Genomic DNA, 18919 nt, shown 5'->3' on the forward strand with positions numbered 1-18919 from the left:
AAATATGTTATAATATTTCAAATTATTTGCATATATTGTAAATAATAAAGTATCAATTCAAAGAGGTGTTATAATGTCAAAAATTAATTATTTAGGACAATCTTATGATTTGTCCAACGGAGAGTCTTTATTAGACTTCCTTAAACAAAACGCAAAAAAAGATTCCAAAGATGCAGTAGCAGCAAAGTTTAATGGAACACAAGTTGACCTTACATATACGCCTGAAACAGACGGCGATTTAGAATTGATACTTACAACCACCGAAGAGGGACTTGAAATATTAAGACACTCTACAAGCCACCTAATGGCTCAGGCAGTTAGAAGACTTTACCCTAATACTCAAGTTACTATAGGACCAGCTATTAAAGACGGTTTTTATTATGACTTTGATGCTGAGAAACCTTTTACAGAAGAAGATTTGCCAAAAATTGAAGATGAAATGGAAAAAAATTGTAAAAGAGAATATTCCTGTAGTAAGAAAAGTAATGAAAAAAGATGAAGCTATAGAATATTTCAAGAAAGCAAATGAACCTTATAAAGTTGAAATTATAGAGGCAATAGATGCAGATACTGTATCATTCTATGAACAAGGTGATTTTATAGACCTTTGCAGAGGGCCGCATGTACCTTCAACAGGCTATATAAAATCATATAAACTTATGTCTGTTGCAGGAAGCTATTGGAGAGGGGACTCAAACAATAAAATGCTTTCTCGTATATATGGTACTGCTTTTGAAAGTAAAGAAGCATTAGATAAATACCTTAAAAAGCTTAAAGAGGCAAAAGAAAGAGACCATAGAAAATTAGGTAAAGAATTAAACTTATTTAGCTTCCATGATGAAGGTCCTGGTTTTCCTTTCTGGCACCCTAATGGTATGATTATTTATAAGGCAGTTGAATCATATATAAGAAATGAAAATGATAAACGCGGATATGTTGAGATTAAAACTCCTGCTATACTTAATGAAGAATTATGGCATAGAAGCGGACACTGGGATAACTATAAAGAAAATATGTATTTTACAGAAATTGATGACACTAAATATGCTGTAAAACCTATGAACTGTCCGGGTGGTTTGATTGTTTATAATTCTAATATACATAGTTATAGAGATTTGCCTTTAAGAGTTGCTGAGCTTGGTTTTGTACATAGACATGAGCTTTCTGGTGCTTTGCATGGACTATTTAGAGTAAGAGCTTTCACTCAAGATGATGCTCATATATTCTGTACAGAAGAGCAATTAGGTGATGAGATTATTAATACTATAGAATATTATTTATCTGTATATAAAGACTTTGGTTTTAAGGACTTTGAAATATTTGTTTCTACAAGACCAGCAAAATCAATAGGAAGCGATGAGATTTGGGAGCTTGCTACTAAATCTTTAATGAATGCCTTAGATAAACTTGGTATAAGCTATAAAGTTAATGAAGGCGATGGAGCTTTCTATGGTCCTAAAATAGACTTCAATATTAAAGATGTTCTTGACAGAAACTGGCAATGCGGTACTTTACAGGTTGACTTCTCACTTCCTATGAGATTTGAGATTAGCTATGAGGGTAAAGACGGTAAAAAACATACTCCTGTAATGCTTCACAGAGCTATACTTGGTTCAATGGAGCGTTTTATAGGTATATTGGTAGAGCATTATAACGGTAAGTTCCCATTGTGGTTATCTCCAATACAGGTGGCTGTTGTTAATGTTCTTAATGAAGAGGCACAAATAAATAGAGTTCATGAGGTAGCTAAAAAGTTAAAAGAAGCAGGTTTCAGAGTAGAAATTGATGAAAGTAATGACAATTTAGGTACTAAGATAAAAAAATATCGCTTGCAAAGAACTCCATATACAGTTATAATAGGAGCTGAGGAAGTTTCTAATGGTAAATTATCTATTAGAACACGTTCTTCACAAGAAATTAAAGATATGGATTTAACTGAGTTTATGGAAAAACTACAGAAAGAATCTAAGGAGAGAATGAATGATTCTATATTTACTACTAAATGAGGTAGCTAAATAATGGCAACAGTAAAAAAAGAAGGAGAGAGAATTAATCAGTTTATTACTGCACCAGAAGTTAGGGTAGTACATGATGAGAAAGGCAGCCTTGGTATTATGAGCATAAAAGATGCTTTAGCTTTAGCCAAGGAAGAAGGTTCAGATTTGGTAGAGATAGTTCCTACAGCAGAGCCTCCTGTTTGTAAGATTATCAATTATGGTAAGTATAAATTTGATATTCAGAAAAAGAGTAAAGAAGCTAAGAAAAAACAAAAGTCAGTTCAGCTTAAAGAAATCAAGATGCGTCCTCAAATAAGCATACATGATTATAACTTTAAGATGAAACATATTCGTGAGTTCTTAGATGAAGGCAATAAGGTAAAAATCACTATCATGTTTAGAGGCCGTGAAATGGCTCATACAGAGTTTGGTTATGACCTTATTAATAAAATTATACAAGATTTGGAAAATGAAGCTTCTACAGAAAAGCCTGCTAAATTAGAAGGCAAAAATCTTTCTGCGGTGCTTAATCCAATGAAAATGAAAAAGACTTCTTCTTCTGATGCTGAAGAATCTTCTAAAAAAGAAACTTCAGATGATACTGAAGAATAAGTAAATATAATTAATTTTTTAAGCCCACTAACTACTTCGTACTTATCATACAAGTAGATTGAGCATATAGTAAATATAATTTTTAAAGGATATTAGTTTATGAAACAAAAGTTAAAAACAAAAAGCGGTGCTAAAAAACGTTTTAGATTCTCTAAGACTGGTAAAGTAAAGTTCGCTCATGCATTTGGTAGCCACAAATTCTTAAGCAAAAGACCTGACACTAAAAGAAAGTATCGTAAAGCAAGAATTGCAGATGATACTAATATGTTAGAGATGCCAAGATTAATGCCTTACGGTAGATAATATAAAAGGAGACTAAAATGAGAGCAGTTAGCGGAATAGTAAGAAAGAAAAAAGTTAAAAAAATATTAAAAATGGCTAAGGGTTATTATGGTTCTCATAGCAAGCAAACAAAGCAAGCTAAAGAGGCTGTAATAAGAGGCTTAAAATATGCTTACCGTGATAGAAGACAGAAAAAGAGAATGATGAGAAGATTATGGACTCTTCGTATCAATGCTGCATGCAGACCTTTAGGTATATCTTACAGTAAGTTTATTAATGGTCTTAAAAAAGCTAATGTTTTAATAGATAGAAAAGCTTTATCTAATTTAGCTATTGATGATTATAAAGCGTTTGAGGCTGTTGTTGAAGTAGCTAAAAAAGCACTTGCTTAAAATAAATAAAGAATTAAAAAATATTTACAATATGTACCCGCTATAATCTTGAAAAGGTTATAGCGGTTTTTTTATGTATTTATAATAAAAAAATATTAAATAAAAAAATAAAGCCCCGTAAATTATTACAGGGCTTTTATATTTATTGCTTATTATTTGATTATTAAGTACAAGACTCACAAACTTCTTCAAGCTCAAAATTAGATTTAGGTGTTTTCATATAATAAAGTGTTTTAAGCCCCAAATCCATAGCATATTGAATATCGTCCCATAGCTCTTTTGCAGAATCTGGTTTTACATAATAGAGATTTAAAGATTGTGATTGGTCTATATATCTTTGTCTTATAGCGGCCAATTCTATTATAGTTTTTGCTGGTATATCCCAACATCTTTCATAATATTCTCTATTTTTTTTCAAGTTCGGAGCTAAGCTAGGGAGAGTTTGTATACCTTCTTCTACGAAAAATAAATCTACTATAGGCTCTATACTTTCTGTAGCAGATACACTTTTTCCAGAAGTAGCAGTTGGTGCTATTGCTCCATGGAATGAAAATCTAACTCCATAATTTTTTATATTCTCTGCTAACTTATTCCACTTATCCATATCTATATCAAATTTCAAATTAGAGCTTTTATTCAAAAGTGAAATATGTACAGGAGTTTTTCCTTCTCTCCATTTAGATTCATTAAATGTTTTGTAAGGTCCTCTTTCTTTTGCCAATATATTAGAAGCTTCATATATGTGATAATATAAATCTTCAAATATTTTGTTTGTAAACTCTAATGCCTCTTTATCTGTATATTTTAATTTGTTTGATGCTAATAAATTGGCATAATTAATAACCCCTATACCAATAGGTCTATTTTTCTTGTTTGCAATCTCTCCTTCTTTTACAGGATAAAATTGACTGTCTATAATATTATCGCAGCCTCTTAAAAGAGTGTAGCAAAATGACTTTTTCTTCTCTTCACTAAAATTAACCCAAGACATTAAGTTTACAGAAACCAAATTACATATACCAATCTCACCGCTTTTCTTTCTTTGTACTATCTCATAACTTCCATCTTCATTAACAACATATTTTTCTTCTATCAATTTAGAAGGAAAAGAAGGAATAACTATCTCCTGACAAAGATTAGAAGCTCCTACAAATTTATTAACCATATTCTGTTCGTTAATATTATCTACAAATGTGAGGTATAAGTTTCCAGTCTCTTGTCTTACTTTTAATATTTGAAATAATAAATCCTTTGCCTTAATTCTCTTTTTTCTAATAGAAGATTTACTTTCATAATATATATAAGCTACATTAAAGTTTTCTCCAAACTCTTCATTTAGAAGCGGAGTCTCTTTAGGGTCAAATAATGTAATATATTCATCTTTATTTACACGTTCTCTTAATATATTGCTTATTCTAATGGAGTAAACTAATTTTCTAGCCCTAGTATCTTCTGTACCGCCTGCATCTTTAAGCATAATAAGGTCTAATACATCTAAATGCCACCAAGGGAAAGTGATAACACAAGCTCCTTTTCTCACGCCTCCCTGATTGAATGATGATATTGTCTGCTCTGTTCTTTTAATAAAAGGTACAGGTCCGTCAGAACGTCCTCTATTGCTTTGTATAGTAGAGCCAGATGCCCTTATATATGAAGCATCATAAGCTATACCGCCAGAAAACTTTGAGTATAATGCCATATTTCCATCAGTTTGATTTAAACTCCAAGTATCATCGTCTGGAGTGTTTAATATACAGCTTGCAAGTTGAGGTCTTATAGACATACTATTTGCTATTCTTGGTGTTGCAAATGTTACTTCATGTTTAGAAAGCATGTCATAAGTTCTTTTTATATATTTTAATCTATCGGTTTTAGTTTTTTCAACTATATCTTTATTGGCTCCCTTATAAAAATCATCATAAAAAGAAAACATTGCCGCAACCATATAAGTAATTTGTGGAAGTTCTAGTTTTTTGCTTCCTATGTTTTTACAGTATTTTCTATAAAATATAGCAAGTCCTTTATATGTAAATAGTAAATCTCTATCCGGAACTATCATAGAGTTAATTTTATCAAGTTCTTTATCTGAAAATAATGATACTATATTTTTATCGTATACTTTATGTTTAACGCCTTTTTTAAGAAAAGTTTTTATATGAGGATAGCTTCCTGTCTTTTTTAATTTGCAGGTTTCTTTATATATCTTCATAAGATACAATTTTTCTGCTATAGTATCATAAGAAGGGTAGAGCGGACTTATTTTATTTACTGCTGTATTTATTAGCTCATCATATAGAACTTCTATTTTCATTCTATCGTTTATTTTTATGTTTAGCCCTTCTAGCAGTGCATTAGTAAAGCCTTCTTTTCCGTCTGTAGCCCAGTTAATAACTTTTTTTAATTTTTCTTCGTTGAATGGTTCTTCTCTGCCGTCTCTTTTGATGATAATATGCTTTTTATCTTTAGTAAGTTCTATCATAATAAATTAACCCTGTATTATAAATCGTTTTTTAATGCACCTTTTTGATAAGAGGTGTTTGTTGTCTCTTGAAGTGCAGCATTTTGTTTATTGATATCTCTGTAGGCATTAAACCAATCTATAATATCAGATTTAGGCTCTTTTAAATATTCTGTTTCCACTCCTAAATCTTTTAATCTTACACCAGCCCAATACTTAATGAAATGTTCACTTACAGAAGAGTTTATACCAGAAACTTCTTTGCCGTCAAATAAATATTTAGCCCATTTTATCTCTTCATTAACAGTAAATTCAGTCATTTCTTTAGCCATATCATTATACCAACCGCTGTCAAATAACTCTTTGAAACCTTGATTAGCATCTTTTCTTAATATTCCTATAACATTTTTACCAGTTGGTACATGTGTATTAAGCTCATCATGTGCTATTAGTTTAATAGTTTTTGTAAATCCAGTAATTGCATCATTATAGCTATTGTTAATTGTAAAAGTTACCAAAAATGAAAATGGAAACTTTACACTTTCAAGCAAATATATACCAGTTAAAAGCTTTAATACAGCCTTCTTTTTCTCTTCAAGAGTAGCATTGCTATTTTCTATATTACATAAGTCATCAACACAAGAGAAAAGCTCAACTTCTTTCTCCATTCTATGCTTTACAAACTCATCATTATAAACCAAATCCAAAGTTTCAGTAGCTAAATGCCCAAAAACTTCAGAAAGTCCGTAAGAATAGCTTTCAGCATGTATAACTTCCTCTATAGCTATCCTTGAATAAAGAATAGACCATATAGAACTTGTAACTATTCTGTTTAATATTGATGAAAAACCGCTTGTAACACCGCTATCCATTAGAGTTTGATATGCAATGTTAAGCTTAAAAGCCCTTTGAGCATCTTCTGGAAGAGAAGAAAATCTTGTTTTATCAGATTTATAGTCCACTTCTTTTGAAAACCATGTATTTCCTTCGCTAGCTTCTTTTAATTTTCTTGCTATTTCATGGCTTACAGAGTCTATTCTTATGTAGTGACCAAAATCTCCGAAAAATATTCTTTCATTTTCTAAATTAGGCTTTTTTTCTATGTCTATTACTTTCATTAATCTTATACCCCTTACTTATATTTGTTGTTGTTTTATTACAATTTTACTTAAAAAATTGTCAAATTTATTTTTTTTCAAATTTATATTAAAATATGAATAAAAAAATCCGAAATTTATGAAAAAATAAAATGATTTTTTTGTTATATTTATAATAATAGTCTATATTTTATATGTATTAAAAATTACTTTAGCAGCAAAAATATTATTATTAACTTATTCATAAATAAAAAATAGAGCATGCTTTTTATTAAATAATATATTTGTAATACGTTTACCACATGTCTTTTATATATAATTATAAAATATTTTAAATTGTATTAATTAAACTTTAAAACAATAATGAACTTAAATAACAGTTATTAAAATTCATTATTGTTTTTTTATAATTTAATCTTTTATTTTTGAAGCCATTATATTAGCTACTATTGAACCTGATATATTATGCCATACGCTGAATATTGCTCCTGGTACAGTTGCAAGTGCCATTGAAGCGAAATGAGTTGCAGCCAAAGAAGTAGCAAGTCCAGAGTTTTGCATTCCAACTTCTATTGATACGGCTTTACATTTAGCATTATTTAGTCTAAATAATTTAGCAAGCATATAACCAAGTAAATATCCCAAAGAATTATGCAAAACTACTACTATTATAACCAAATAACCAACCTGCATTAATCTTTGTGAATTAGCAGATACTACAGCAGCTACTATTGCTACAATTGCAAGTACTGATATTAATGGAAGTATTTCTTTTATACTGTTTGTAAACTTGTAAAGGAATTTATTTATTATAAAACCTAAGGCTATAGGAAGTATAACAACTTGAACTATCGATATAAACATACTTACAGCATTAACATCAACCTTTTGTCCTGCATATAATAAAGTGAGTAGTGGAGTTGCAAAAGGAGCAAGTATAGTTGATACAGAAGTCATACCCACAGATAAAGCTACATCACCTTTAGCTAAATATGTCATAACATTTGATGAAGTGCCTCCAGGACAAGTTCCTACAAGTATAACTCCTACAGCAAGTTCTGGAGGAAGTTTGAAAGCGATAGAAAGCAAGAATGCAAGTAAAGGCATTATAGTAAATTGTGCTATTGCTCCTATGATGATGTCTTTTGGTCTTGTGAACACTACTTTAAAATCTTCAAGCTTTAATGTAAGCCCCATACCAAACATTACTATCATCAAGAGATAATTAACATAACTTGTTTTTATAAAGCTTACTGTTTTTGGAAAGAATAATGATACAGCTGCTACTATCAATACTATTATAGCCATATATTTACCAAAGAAATTACTTATTTGTTTTAATGTTTTCATTTTAATATCCTTTTTTATTAGTTTTTGTTTTATTGTTTTTTATATTATTTTTATGTTAGATTTGTTTCAAAATTTATTAATATTGATTAAATAATATTTAATATATTTTAGTATTTAAAAATGCAGTTCTTTTGCTTCTTTTATATCAATACCACAGGCACTTCCTTCGGTCGTAAAAGAAGTGGGGGTGTGGGGGCAAAGCCACCACAAATAATAAAAACATAAAAATTTATTGTTCTTTTTCCCGCCGCTCGCGGTGCGGACTTCGTCAAAAGAACCAAAAAGTGCAAATTAAGAAAGTAATACTAATTATATTTTATGTACTAAATATCAAACTAAAAACAATATAAATATTTAATAATATAGTTTTACAATATCTTTAATTAATTATAAAACAAGTTTATTACTTTATAAAATTAATTTCTAATAATCATATTTCGCTCCTTTAAAAAAAATTATTTAAAATAAATTTAGTCTAAGCTTATATAAGCTATAAACTAAACAATTTTTATACTGGCTTAAAAGATAGATATTCAAGCAGTCTGTAATTTTGACTTTTAGTTTTTTTAGTGCTTATTAGATGTTATAGGATTAAATACCCCATAACATCATTTTATTAAAAATTATTTTAATACAGCACCAGTATTAGCAGACTGAACAAGTTTTCTATATCTTCCAAGCCAGCCTCTAATTTCCTCTAAAGGTTTAATAGGAGTCTCTTTTCTTCTTTTTTCCATTTCTTCATCAGAGATTTCTAAATTGATTTTATGATTAGGAATGTCTATACTAATGATGTCATTTTCTTTTATGAATGCTATTTCTCCGCCGCTTGCAGCTTCTGGTGAAACGTGACCTATAGAAGCACCTCTTGAAGCACCTGAGAATCTTCCGTCAGTAATTAATGCAACATCTTTATCAAGCTTCATACCAGCAAGTGCAGAAGTAGGGTTTAACATTTCACGCATACCAGGGCCTCCTTTAGGTCCCTCATATCTTATAACAACAACATCACCTTTATTTATTTTTCCAGCATATATTGCAGCTATTGCCTCTTCTTCACTGTCAAATACTCTTGCAGGTCCTTTATGTACAAGCATCTCATCAGCAACGGCAGAACGCTTAACAACACAACCGTCTTTTGCAATGTTGCCCCAAAGTATTGCAATTCCTCCTGTTTTACTGTAAGGGTTTTCTATATTTCTTAAAACATTATTATTTTTATTGACAGCATCTTTTATGTTTTCAGCTATTGTTTTACCTGTGGCAGTCATAAGAGAAGTATTTATAAATCCGCCTTTATCAAGCTCTTTCATAACAGCAGGTATTCCGCCGGCTTTGTATAAATCTTCTATATAGTTATGCCCAGCAGGTGCTAAATGACAAAGGTTAGGAGTACGGTCGCTTACTTCATTTATGATTTTTAAGTCTAATTCTATTCCTGCTTCATTAGCTATAGCAAGTAAGTGAAGTACGCTATTTGTAGAACAGCCTAATGCCATGTCCACTGCAAGTGCATTTTTGAAAGATTCTGGAGTTATTATATCTAATGGTTTTATGTCTTTTTTTAATAATTCCATAACCTGCATACCAGCTTTCTTAGCAAGTAAAGTTCTAGCAGAATAAACAGCAGGTATTGTTCCGTTTCCTGGAAGTGCTATACCTAATGCCTCAGAAAGACAGTTCATGCTATTAGCGGTATACATACCAGCACAAGAACCGCAGCTTGGGCATGTATGCTGAGCATATTCTTCCAATTCAGCATCATTTATAAGATTAGCTTTTTTTGCTCCAACAGCTTCAAATATATTTGATAAACTTACTCTATTATCTCCATGTTCTCCCGGAAGCATAGCTCCTCCGCTTATAACTATTCCAGGTATATTCATTCTCAAAAGACCCATTATCATACCAGGAACTATTTTATCGCAGTTAGGAACAAGCACAACTCCGTCTAATCCATGTGCTATAACCATACTTTCAACAGAATCAGCTATTAACTCTCTTGAAGGAAGTGAATATCTCATTCCCAAGTGTCCCATAGCTATTCCATCGCAAACACCTATAGAAGGTATAAGTATAGGTGTACCTCCGCCTATTAATACCCCAGCCTTAACAGCTTGAGAAAGTTTATCAAGATGTATATGTCCAGGTACAATTTCACTATATGCAGAAATAATTCCAATCAGAGGTCTTTTTAATTCTTCATCAGTATAACCCATAGAGTAGAATAAAGACCTATTTGGTGCTCTCTCATCACCCTTTAATACTCTGTCGCTTCTTAAAGAACTGTTTTCTCTGAAACTCATAATTATTTCTCCATTTTTAATAAAATTATAATTGCATACATTCTATTAATAGAATGATAAAAAATCAAGCGTTTTTTATATTAAAATTATTAAATATATTATTGCAATAAAGAAATATTTATTATATTATAAACATATGTCAAAAGATATTGCTGTGCTTTATAAAAGTAAATATGGTTCTTCTAAAACATATTCTAAATGGATTTCAGATAAATTGCATGCTGATATATTTGAAATAGGGCATGTTTCTTTAAATACTTTAAATGATTATAATAAAATAATATTTGTAAGTGCATTATATGCAGGTAAATTATCTGCTATTAAAACAATTAGAAAGCTTTATAATAGTTTACATAATAATAAAAAAATATATTGTGTTGTTATAGGTATAGGCGACCCTAATGACAAGGATATTTATAATGCTTCATTAGATAAAAATTTTAAACCTAATGAAAAAGAGAATATAAAGTTTTATTTTTTGAGAGGATGCATAGACTTTGATAAATTAAAAAATTCATCATGCTTTAATGATGCATATGCTAAAAACTATAATATCAAGTAAAGCAGTTAAAACAGAAGATGAAGAGATGCTTTTAAAAAATTACGGCAAGAAAATAGACTTTCTTAATAAAAACTCTGTAGATAATATAATCTCTGATATAAAAAAAGAAGAGTAAATAATATCAAAAATAATCTTTTTTATTATGTATTTATTTTATAATAAATTCTATTCTATGTAAAAAATACCATAGTAAATATATGCATACTTTTTATAATTTATATTTAATTTGTAGTAAAATAAAAATTATAAGTTTTTTATTGTGTATTTTATAAAAACTGTAAAAAGAACAATAAATAACATGATAAAACCAATATTTTTCACATAAAATAATAAAATAATCTTTGTTTTTAAATAAAAATATCAAAACATCATAATATTTTACGCTACGTTTTATACAAATATTGTAAAAATTAGTAAAAAAAACTTAAAAAAGTCTTTATATATACGCATTTTCATAAAAAAACGCTTGTATTTTTATAATTTTATATTATTATTTATATATAAGCAAAAACAATTAAAAACGCTTATAAGCATTCTTTTTATAAGGAGATAAAAATGGAAAATAATAAATATGATATAGTAATTATAGGTTCTGGTTTAGGAGGATTAACTTCAGGTGCCTATTTAGCAAAACAAGGAAAAAAAGTATTAGTTTTAGAAAGTCATAATATAGTAGGCGGTTGTGCTACAGTATATAAAAGAAAAAATGTTAAGTTTGAAGTTGGGCTTCATGAGATGGATATGGCTAAAAAAAGCAGAGATATGAAGCATGTAATATTTAAAAAACTAGGGCTTTATGACAGAATTAATTTAGTAAAACTTCCTCAAACTTGGAGAATAAAAACAGAAGATACTGATTTAGTGATACCAGAGGGTTATGAGAATGTTATAAATACTTTAGAAAAAGAGTTCCCAGAAGAAAAACAAGGCATAAGAAAATATTTTGCTGGGCTTTCAAGAATGATGTATATGATAAGAAGAGTGCCTTATGATTTGAAGTTTTTTGATTTCTTCTTCTATCCTATAACAACATTCCCTATGAACTTGTATCATTTATTTACACAAAAGAAATTGGGTAATGTGTTGGATTCTATGATAAAAAGTGATAAGTTAAAAAGAATATTAAACATTAATATTACTTATTATCATGATAACCCTTATGAGTTTAGCTGGTATTATCATGCTTGTGCTCAGGGAGCTTATTATAATTCTGCTTATTTTATTAAAGGCGGAAGTCAGAACTTATCAAATGCTTTAGCTGATATAATAAGAGAGAATGGGGGAGAGGTAAGAGTTTCTTCTGAGGTAAAAAAGATAAATGTAAAAGGCAATATTGCTGAGGGAGTAACTTATTTTGATAAGAGGGCAAAAGAGGAAGTAACAGTTTATGGAGATTATATAATAGCAAATGCTGCTCCTAAAGTAGTTTATGATGAATTGCTTCCAAAAGGATATGAAGACAAAAGAATAAATAAACTTAAAAACTCAGTATCATTATACACAGTTTACATAATATTTAAGAAGAAGTTCTCAGAGCTTTACCCTAATAATGCATACTCTACATTTATAAGTACAGAGAAAACATTGAACACTACATTTAAAGAAGATGCTAAAGGACAAAAAGATATACCAGTAGCTGATAGAAACTTTGTATTTGTAGATTATTCGGCAATAGACAGCGGACTTGTGGAAGAGGGAGATGAGCGTTCATTTGCTGTACTAACAGGACCTTCATTCTTAGATGAGTGGAAAGATTTAAGCGATGAGGAATATAAAGCTAAAAAGAAAGAGTTGGCAGAAAAATTGATAGATAGAGCAGAAAAACATTACCCTGGATTTAGAGATAATATTGAATATTATGAAGTGGCAACACCAAAAACAATAAAGAGATATATCAAAACTCCAGACGGTACAGCTTATGGTTTTGCTCAAGATGGATATTTGAAAAAAAGCCGCAGTGTGAGGGTATCTCCTACAGTTAAAAATCTTCATTTTGCTAGTGCTTGGGGATTTCCTGGCGGCGGATTTACAGGTGCTTTATTAAGCGGATATTTGGCAGCAAGAAATATATTGTTCCCTATAAAGGCTTATGTGGCTTTAAGATTACTTATTTGTACAGCATTCGGCACAGCACTTGGAACAATACATCATTGGCTTCCTGCGATAATTAATCTTTTTAAGTAATATAAATCTCAAACAAATATCTTGTTGGTATTATACAAAAATAATGCCAGCAAGATAATGAAAAACAAATTAAAAGGAGTATTTAATATGAAAAGAAATTTAATAATAAAAGTATTAGCTTTTACTATGTTATTTAATATAATAGCTTTGGCACAAAATTCAGATGATATAGTTGGTTTATGGTATAGTCATGCCGATGCTAAAAATAGAATTGCCGTTATAGAGATATTCAAAGAAAATAATAAATATTACGCTTATTCATTTGCTTATACTAATTCTAATGATGTTGTATATGATGTTAATAATCCAAAGAAAGAATTAAAAAACTTACCATTAAAAGGATTAGTATATTTATATGATTTAGAGTTTAAAAATGGCGAATGGAAAAATGGTAAAATATACAATCCAGAGCAAGGAAAAGTGTATAATGCTAAAATAGATTTATCTAGTAATAAACAAGAGATAAAATTGAAAGCTAGTGTAGATGGTGCGGGGCTTTTTGGAAAAACACTTACTTGGAGAAAAGTACCTGCTAATGAAGTTTCTAAATATATGCCATTAAATAAAAATGAGTTAAGAAGGTTAAACTAAGTATTATGAGAAAATATATTTTTATAGGTGATAAGGAGGATTTTTATGAAGAAAGTATTAATCATTATGCTTAGTTTAATTATAAGTTTGCCGTTAATAGCACAAGACAATGCAAAGCCTCAAAGAGATTTAACAGATACTTCTGATGAGGGCTGGTATTTTTCCAATCACTTTTTAGGTAGATGGAATCACTTTGGGGCATTGTATCAAGGTCAGGTGTTTTATAAAAAAGCTTTATTTAGAGAAAGAAACAATTTCTTCTTTGCTGATTCTTACCTAATAGCTGGCATAGAACAAGAGTTCAGCAGCTTTTCAAGAACATCAGCTTATGTTGAGTTTCAGCCTCTAATAGCATTAAAGTTCTTATTTAAGTTTACATATGAGGCAGGTTTAGCAGATCCTGGAAGACCTACTTTAGTGGATAGTAATACAAAAGAGTTTAATCATGCACTTCCACCTTTTACAGGTCTTAATCCAATGACTAAAAAACCTCAGTATGTAGGAGGAAATACAATATATTTTCAAATGGCTCCTACACTTACAATGGGTGGACCAGCAGGACCTGGTTTAATAGCTTTAATATACACACCATATATAAGCTATATAAGAGCATTTGGAGTTGATAAAGATAATTTTGTATATTTGCCTAGAGAGGCTATAGTTGTAAAGGCTGAAGATTGGTACTTTAATCATGATATAAAATTAGGCTATAGTATGAGAGAGTGGGGTATGTCTTTTGCTCTCAATACCACAATAGAGCATATGATTTCAAGTAAAGATTTATTTAGAGTTGGACTCTTTGCTGCTTATAGCTATAAGAAGCCTATAGAAAAAGTTCCTAGTCTTACTCCTTTTGCTAATGTAAAATTGGGTACTTGGCTTGTAGAAAAACATATACAATATAAGTTTGCCATTCAAATGGATATAGGTCTTGAATGGAAGTTCTTATAATAATAATAATTTAGACAACATGAAGAATATATAAAAATACATTTGGGCTTGTAAAAAAAAGAGAGATTTTTTGCAGGCCTATCTTAATTTTATTATAATATCTACTCTTCTATTTTTTTGTCTTCCATCAGGATTATCATTTGAAGCTATAGGCTCTTTATCTCCGAAACCTCTATAAGATAATTTATCATGCTCAAGTTTTGGCAATATATAATCTGCTACAGTTTTTGCTCTTTTTTCTGATAGGGCTTGATTGTAATTTGCTTCTCCTGTATTATCAGTATGCCCCTCAACTATGATTTCTCTGTCTGGATAAGTTTGTTTAATAGCATTTATAATATTATCAACAGTGTCTTTTGCATCTTCTTTTAGTGTATAAGAATCTGTATCAAATAAAATCTCTCCAAGTCTAATTACTAACCCTTCAGGAACAGTATCAACTACAACATCATCATTAAGATTATCTTCTAATTTTTTTCTGTTTAACTCATTTTCTTCTTCTGTAATAGTGCTGTAAATTTTATAAGTGCTTATAATATTCATCTTGTATTGCAAGCTAAGATAAGATAAGTTTTTACCATATCCGAATAATATTTGATATCTCTCGGTTTGTGATACTGGTATATTCTTATTCATATCCCATAAAAAAGTTCCATAATTAAAACCATATATTCTTTCAGGATAACCATTTCTAGAAAGCCCAGCTTGAAGCAAATCTTTATCAGTCATAATATGATATTGTATAACGGCAAGAGGGTCATTATTTTCATTTGTTTCAATGTTTGCAAATAAATAATCAGCAGATAATGCCATAGCAAGATTAGGAGCATTATTGACTTTTACTATCTCCATAGCTTCACTATTCCAAGAATGTGTGAGAGATATTTCTTTATATGGAAAAGTAGGAATATGCCTTACATTCGGCATAAAATAATTATAAGGCACTTCAAATTTACCATTAGTGTGTATTATAAAATCGCTTGAATACTCTTCTTCCAAATGAAAAACACTGTTTCCATCATATAGCCTAAAAATTTTAAATACACCGCTAACTCTATATCCGCCTTTAGGAGCTATCGCTATAACTGTTAAATCTACAATGTTTCTTTCTTTATAAGTTTTTTTTAATAATCCGTTTTCATAATATTCTACATCAGCAGTTTTTACAGATTCAATTCTCTCTCCAACTTTGAGATTCCAAAAGAACTTATGAGATATTGTTTGAGTATAAGAAATATTAAAAATAAATATTGTTAAAATTAATATAAATTTTATTTTACTCATATTAACCTTTATTTTTCATTCTCTTTTTCTCTTCTTTCATTTTCTGTTTTTTAGCTCTCTGTTCTAATTTTAATTTTAATTTATCCAAAGCCTTAGATTCTTTCTTAATATCTTCTTCAGTTTTTTCTGTCTTAAATGAAATAACAGATTTATATAATTGTAAGAATATATATTGTAGCTCTTTAATTCTCTTATCCATAGTCTCCATACTAGCACTGCTCGCATTAGACAATTCACTTACATTTTCTATAGAGCTAACAAGCCTTTTAATATCATTCTCAGTAGCATTAACAACATTAACTACATCTTCAGCCAATTTATCAACGCTTGTTATGTTCTGTCCAACAGTAGAACTCATCTGCATCTGTTTTATAGATAATTCCTGAATATATTCAGTAATGCTATTTAAGTTTGAAATATTGTATAATATATCCCTTCTTCCAATATCAAGTTCATCATTAGCATTAGATATATTAGCAATTAAGTCGGCAATAGTGTTAGAACCCTCAAGTATTTTCTCCATAGATTCAGAACTCTTAAATGCTAAAGATACAGTATGGTCAATAGCTTGTGTAGTCTCTTCAATAATGTCATCAATTATTTTAGAGTTTTCATCGGTATCTTCAGCCAATTTTCTAATTTTATCAGCAACAACTGTAAAACCTCTACCATGTTCACCAGCATGAGCAGCCTCGATAGCAGCGTTCATTGCAAGTAGGTTAGTTTGTTCTGCTATGTTATGAATAACCTGTGTGATGTTTGTAATCTGTTTTGAATATTCTTTAATACTTTGAATAGACTCTGTAACAGATTCACCTATATTACTTCCATCTTGTGCTTCTGTGTATAATACTTTAGCATAAGTGTTTGCTTTATTTGCTCCTTGGCTCACTGTAACAATGTTTGCTATCATTTGCTGAACTGATGTACTTGTTTTTGATATTGCTTCAGATTGTGATTTTATTTTTTCTGTTATGTCATTAATATTATCTAATAATAACTGTATAGTTTCATTAACAGAATTAAATTTAGTTCTTTGCATGAAACTCACTCTTGCAGCATTAGATGATGATTCTGATATTTTTGAGGAGTTTTCAAATTCTCTTTCGAACTCTTTGTATATAGTATTAAAATCACTAATACTCATACTAATAGAAGCTCTCATGTTTTGTATGTTTCCAGTCATAGTATAAGCATTGTTTTTAATAGTTACAATGATGTTTTGCATTTTATCCAAGAACTTATTGAACGAATATACCAATTCTCCTGTTTCATTATTGTTAACTATAGGAAGTCTTATTGTTAAATCACCTGAACCTTCACTGAGTGATTCAGATACGTTTTTAGCGGCAACTAAAGTTCTTCTTAAGTTGTATATCAATAATATTATAGATATTGAGAATATTAATAGTCCTGCATATATGAATAAGTTTGCTATAGATAATACTTCCCTAAAAGCAACATCTGTTTGATATGCAGGCTTATAACTCCAACTATTTATTACATATATATCATTAAATATTTGATATTTTACAAATAATAAATTCAGTGCTTCATCATAAAATATTTTAGCATCTGTAATACTGTTTATTTTACTGTTATTTTGCTCATCTCTAATTTTAAGCGAACTAGTAACGTTTCCTAATATATTTTGCATATTTTGAAGTTCATTAGGATTATTAAAAGCATTAATATTATATTCTCTATCTGTAATAAATATATTTAAATTATCTTTATAAAGATTATTATTTAATAAGTCTTCATATATTGAAGTTTTTAATTCTAATAAAATAAAACCTATATTATTATTATTATAAATAATAGGATTATAAACAAAAAAAGTATCATTATATTTTATAATATTAACATAATAATTAGTTTCACTAGTTAATAGATTTAATTTATTTCTCTGTATATTAGGCGTATAATTAGTATATACTCTAGTAACACTATTATCTTTATAACCGAAATCCACATATAAGTTTCTTGCAGTAGTATCATCTATATTCATTCCTATATTATCTAGGTTTGAAAAGTATATAGCGAAAGATATTATATCAGGGTCATTTACATATTGTTTTTTTATGTAATTGTTAATTATATTTATATTATCATTAAAGTCATTATTATTTCTAGGATAATTATTTATATAGTATGATAGTGCAGTAGTAACATTAATATATTTATCTATTCTTCTTGAGAACTCATTTACGAAATCATTAGCATATTCTCTTTTTAATGAAGCATTTGAAGCAGAGTAGTGATAAGACTCAGCCCTATAATGCATACCATTAACTAATGTAATTATGAATATAACTACAGATATCAATATAGGCACCAAACTATAACCCATAGGTAAATAATATTCTTTAGAGCCAGTTTTTCTATATAAAGGTCCAACTAAGAAGTTAAAAGAAATAGAAGCAAGCCCCATAGAGAAAGTTATAAGGAATATTACCATTATGAGTCTTATATTAAGTATCTCAAATAATGTTATACTTCCTTCTATTAAGTAAGTAGCATACGATACTATAGCAACTAGTACAACAGCAAAGCCCGTCTTTATGACATACAGCCTTCCAAGCATAACAGCACTTTTTCTCTCTGCCTTTATACAATCAAGAAATAAACTTATAGAAGTTGCTAATGCTATTAATACAATAAATAAATATATGTATCCTCTTAAAGAACTTCCCAACTGATATATAGTTCTTAATAGTATAGAGTATAATTCAACTGATATAACAGCAACTATTAAGAAATGTATTGGTATATAGAACTTTAATTTATTTTTTCTAGAAATTTCTTTTTTATTTAATAGCATATAAACAACCTAAAGTATTATTATTGTTT

Annotated in this window: 16 protein-coding genes; 10 read left to right on the forward strand and 6 right to left on the reverse strand. The window is 29.3% G+C overall.

Going from position 1 to position 18919, the window contains the following annotated elements; translation table 11 throughout:
• Positions 1-73: 73 nt before the first annotated feature.
• The 5 genes from BPP43_RS11770 (at position 74) to rplT (ending at position 3283) form a co-directional block, all read left to right on the forward strand.
• Complete coding sequence (locus BPP43_RS11770) at positions 74-499, forward strand: hypothetical protein (protein ID WP_252832338.1); 426 nt, start codon at positions 74-76, stop codon at positions 497-499.
• Positions 435-2006, forward strand: coding sequence for a threonine--tRNA ligase (gene thrS / locus BPP43_RS00425; RefSeq protein WP_252832339.1), 1572 nt, complete (start codon positions 435-437; stop codon positions 2004-2006). The genes BPP43_RS11770 and thrS overlap by 65 nt, the downstream gene beginning before the upstream one ends.
• 12 nt (positions 2007-2018) lie before the next feature.
• Positions 2019-2609, forward strand: a complete 591-nt coding sequence (gene infC, locus BPP43_RS00430) for a translation initiation factor IF-3 (protein WP_015273838.1) — start codon at positions 2019-2021, stop codon at positions 2607-2609.
• Positions 2610-2708: 99 nt separating this feature from the next.
• Positions 2709-2912: a 50S ribosomal protein L35 gene (gene rpmI / locus BPP43_RS00435; RefSeq protein ID WP_008725923.1), complete on the forward strand. Its 204-nt coding sequence runs from the start codon at positions 2709-2711 to the stop codon at positions 2910-2912.
• Positions 2913-2929: 17 nt separating this feature from the next.
• Positions 2930-3283 (forward strand): 50S ribosomal protein L20, encoded by a 354-nt coding sequence (rplT, locus tag BPP43_RS00440; RefSeq protein ID WP_013243468.1) that lies wholly within the window; start codon positions 2930-2932, stop codon positions 3281-3283.
• 163 nt (positions 3284-3446) lie between these two features.
• On the opposite strand, the gene BPP43_RS00445 is transcribed toward rplT, so the two are convergent.
• From BPP43_RS00445 to ilvD, 4 genes are all read right to left on the reverse strand, one after another.
• Complete coding sequence (locus tag BPP43_RS00445) at positions 3447-5762, reverse strand: ribonucleoside-diphosphate reductase subunit alpha (protein ID WP_013243467.1); 2316 nt, start codon at positions 5760-5762, stop codon at positions 3447-3449.
• Positions 5763-5779: 17 nt separating this feature from the next.
• Entirely contained in the window at positions 5780-6859 is a 1080-nt protein-coding gene (locus BPP43_RS00450) for a ribonucleotide-diphosphate reductase subunit beta (RefSeq protein ID WP_013243466.1), read from the reverse strand.
• A 390-nt stretch (positions 6860-7249) separates the two neighbouring features.
• Entirely contained in the window at positions 7250-8188 is a 939-nt protein-coding gene (locus BPP43_RS00455; RefSeq protein ID WP_013243465.1) for a bile acid:sodium symporter family protein, read from the reverse strand.
• A 623-nt stretch (positions 8189-8811) separates the two neighbouring features.
• The gene (gene ilvD / locus BPP43_RS00460) at positions 8812-10494 is read right to left on the reverse strand and encodes a dihydroxy-acid dehydratase (RefSeq protein ID WP_013243464.1); all 1683 of its coding nucleotides are present in this window, start codon (positions 10492-10494) and stop codon (positions 8812-8814) included.
• Between the two features lie 136 nt (positions 10495-10630).
• Here ilvD and BPP43_RS00465 point away from each other — a divergent pair, with 136 nt between their 5' ends.
• From BPP43_RS00465 to BPP43_RS00480, 5 genes are all read left to right on the forward strand, one after another.
• Positions 10631-11056, forward strand: a complete 426-nt coding sequence (locus tag BPP43_RS00465) for a flavodoxin family protein (protein WP_252832340.1) — start codon at positions 10631-10633, stop codon at positions 11054-11056.
• Complete coding sequence (locus tag BPP43_RS11775) at positions 11031-11171, forward strand: hypothetical protein (RefSeq protein WP_252832341.1); 141 nt, start codon at positions 11031-11033, stop codon at positions 11169-11171. The genes BPP43_RS00465 and BPP43_RS11775 overlap by 26 nt, the downstream gene beginning before the upstream one ends.
• A gap of 440 nt (positions 11172-11611) precedes the next feature.
• Positions 11612-13240, forward strand: coding sequence for a phytoene desaturase family protein (locus tag BPP43_RS00470; protein WP_015273839.1), 1629 nt, complete (start codon positions 11612-11614; stop codon positions 13238-13240).
• An 87-nt stretch (positions 13241-13327) separates the two neighbouring features.
• Positions 13328-13831 (forward strand): DUF2147 domain-containing protein, encoded by a 504-nt coding sequence (locus BPP43_RS00475; protein WP_015273840.1) that lies wholly within the window; start codon positions 13328-13330, stop codon positions 13829-13831.
• A 45-nt stretch (positions 13832-13876) separates the two neighbouring features.
• Positions 13877-14782, forward strand: coding sequence for a hypothetical protein (locus tag BPP43_RS00480; protein WP_014933481.1), 906 nt, complete (start codon positions 13877-13879; stop codon positions 14780-14782).
• A gap of 78 nt (positions 14783-14860) precedes the next feature.
• Here the strand turns inward: BPP43_RS00480 and BPP43_RS00485 are convergent, their stop codons facing one another.
• Together BPP43_RS00485 and BPP43_RS00490 are read right to left on the reverse strand one after the other, a co-directional pair.
• Positions 14861-16066 (reverse strand): OmpA family protein, encoded by a 1206-nt coding sequence (locus BPP43_RS00485; RefSeq protein ID WP_015273841.1) that lies wholly within the window; start codon positions 16064-16066, stop codon positions 14861-14863.
• Between the two features lies 1 nt (position 16067).
• Positions 16068-18890, reverse strand: coding sequence for a methyl-accepting chemotaxis protein (locus tag BPP43_RS00490; protein ID WP_015273842.1), 2823 nt, complete (start codon positions 18888-18890; stop codon positions 16068-16070).
• Positions 18891-18919: the final 29 nt, after the last annotated feature.

This window comes from Brachyspira pilosicoli P43/6/78 (assembly GCF_000325665.1).
Lineage (GTDB): Bacteria > Spirochaetota > Brachyspiria > Brachyspirales > Brachyspiraceae > Brachyspira > Brachyspira pilosicoli.

Bases quoted from the DNA above. Each gene is read 5' to 3' on its own strand.
- BPP43_RS00450 (WP_013243466.1), bottom strand. From the start codon at position 6,859: ATGAAAGTAATAGACATAGAAAAAAAGCCTAATTTAGAAAATGAAAGA.
- thrS (WP_252832339.1), top strand. From the start codon at position 435: ATGAAATGGAAAAAAATTGTAAAAGAGAATATTCCTGTAGTAAGAAAA.
- BPP43_RS00480 (WP_014933481.1), top strand. From the start codon at position 13,877: ATGAAGAAAGTATTAATCATTATGCTTAGTTTAATTATAAGTTTGCCG.
- BPP43_RS00470 (WP_015273839.1), top strand. From the start codon at position 11,612: ATGGAAAATAATAAATATGATATAGTAATTATAGGTTCTGGTTTAGGA.
- BPP43_RS00465 (WP_252832340.1), top strand. From the start codon at position 10,631: ATGTCAAAAGATATTGCTGTGCTTTATAAAAGTAAATATGGTTCTTCT.
- BPP43_RS11775 (WP_252832341.1), top strand. From the start codon at position 11,031: ATGCTAAAAACTATAATATCAAGTAAAGCAGTTAAAACAGAAGATGAA.
- infC (WP_015273838.1), top strand. From the start codon at position 2,019: ATGGCAACAGTAAAAAAAGAAGGAGAGAGAATTAATCAGTTTATTACT.
- rpmI (WP_008725923.1), top strand. From the start codon at position 2,709: ATGAAACAAAAGTTAAAAACAAAAAGCGGTGCTAAAAAACGTTTTAGA.
- rplT (WP_013243468.1), top strand. From the start codon at position 2,930: ATGAGAGCAGTTAGCGGAATAGTAAGAAAGAAAAAAGTTAAAAAAATA.
- BPP43_RS00445 (WP_013243467.1), bottom strand. From the start codon at position 5,762: ATGATAGAACTTACTAAAGATAAAAAGCATATTATCATCAAAAGAGAC.
- BPP43_RS00455 (WP_013243465.1), bottom strand. From the start codon at position 8,188: ATGAAAACATTAAAACAAATAAGTAATTTCTTTGGTAAATATATGGCT.
- ilvD (WP_013243464.1), bottom strand. From the start codon at position 10,494: ATGAGTTTCAGAGAAAACAGTTCTTTAAGAAGCGACAGAGTATTAAAG.
- BPP43_RS00490 (WP_015273842.1), bottom strand. From the start codon at position 18,890: ATGCTATTAAATAAAAAAGAAATTTCTAGAAAAAATAAATTAAAGTTC.
- BPP43_RS00475 (WP_015273840.1), top strand. From the start codon at position 13,328: ATGAAAAGAAATTTAATAATAAAAGTATTAGCTTTTACTATGTTATTT.
- BPP43_RS11770 (WP_252832338.1), top strand. From the start codon at position 74: ATGTCAAAAATTAATTATTTAGGACAATCTTATGATTTGTCCAACGGA.
- BPP43_RS00485 (WP_015273841.1), bottom strand. From the start codon at position 16,066: ATGAGTAAAATAAAATTTATATTAATTTTAACAATATTTATTTTTAAT.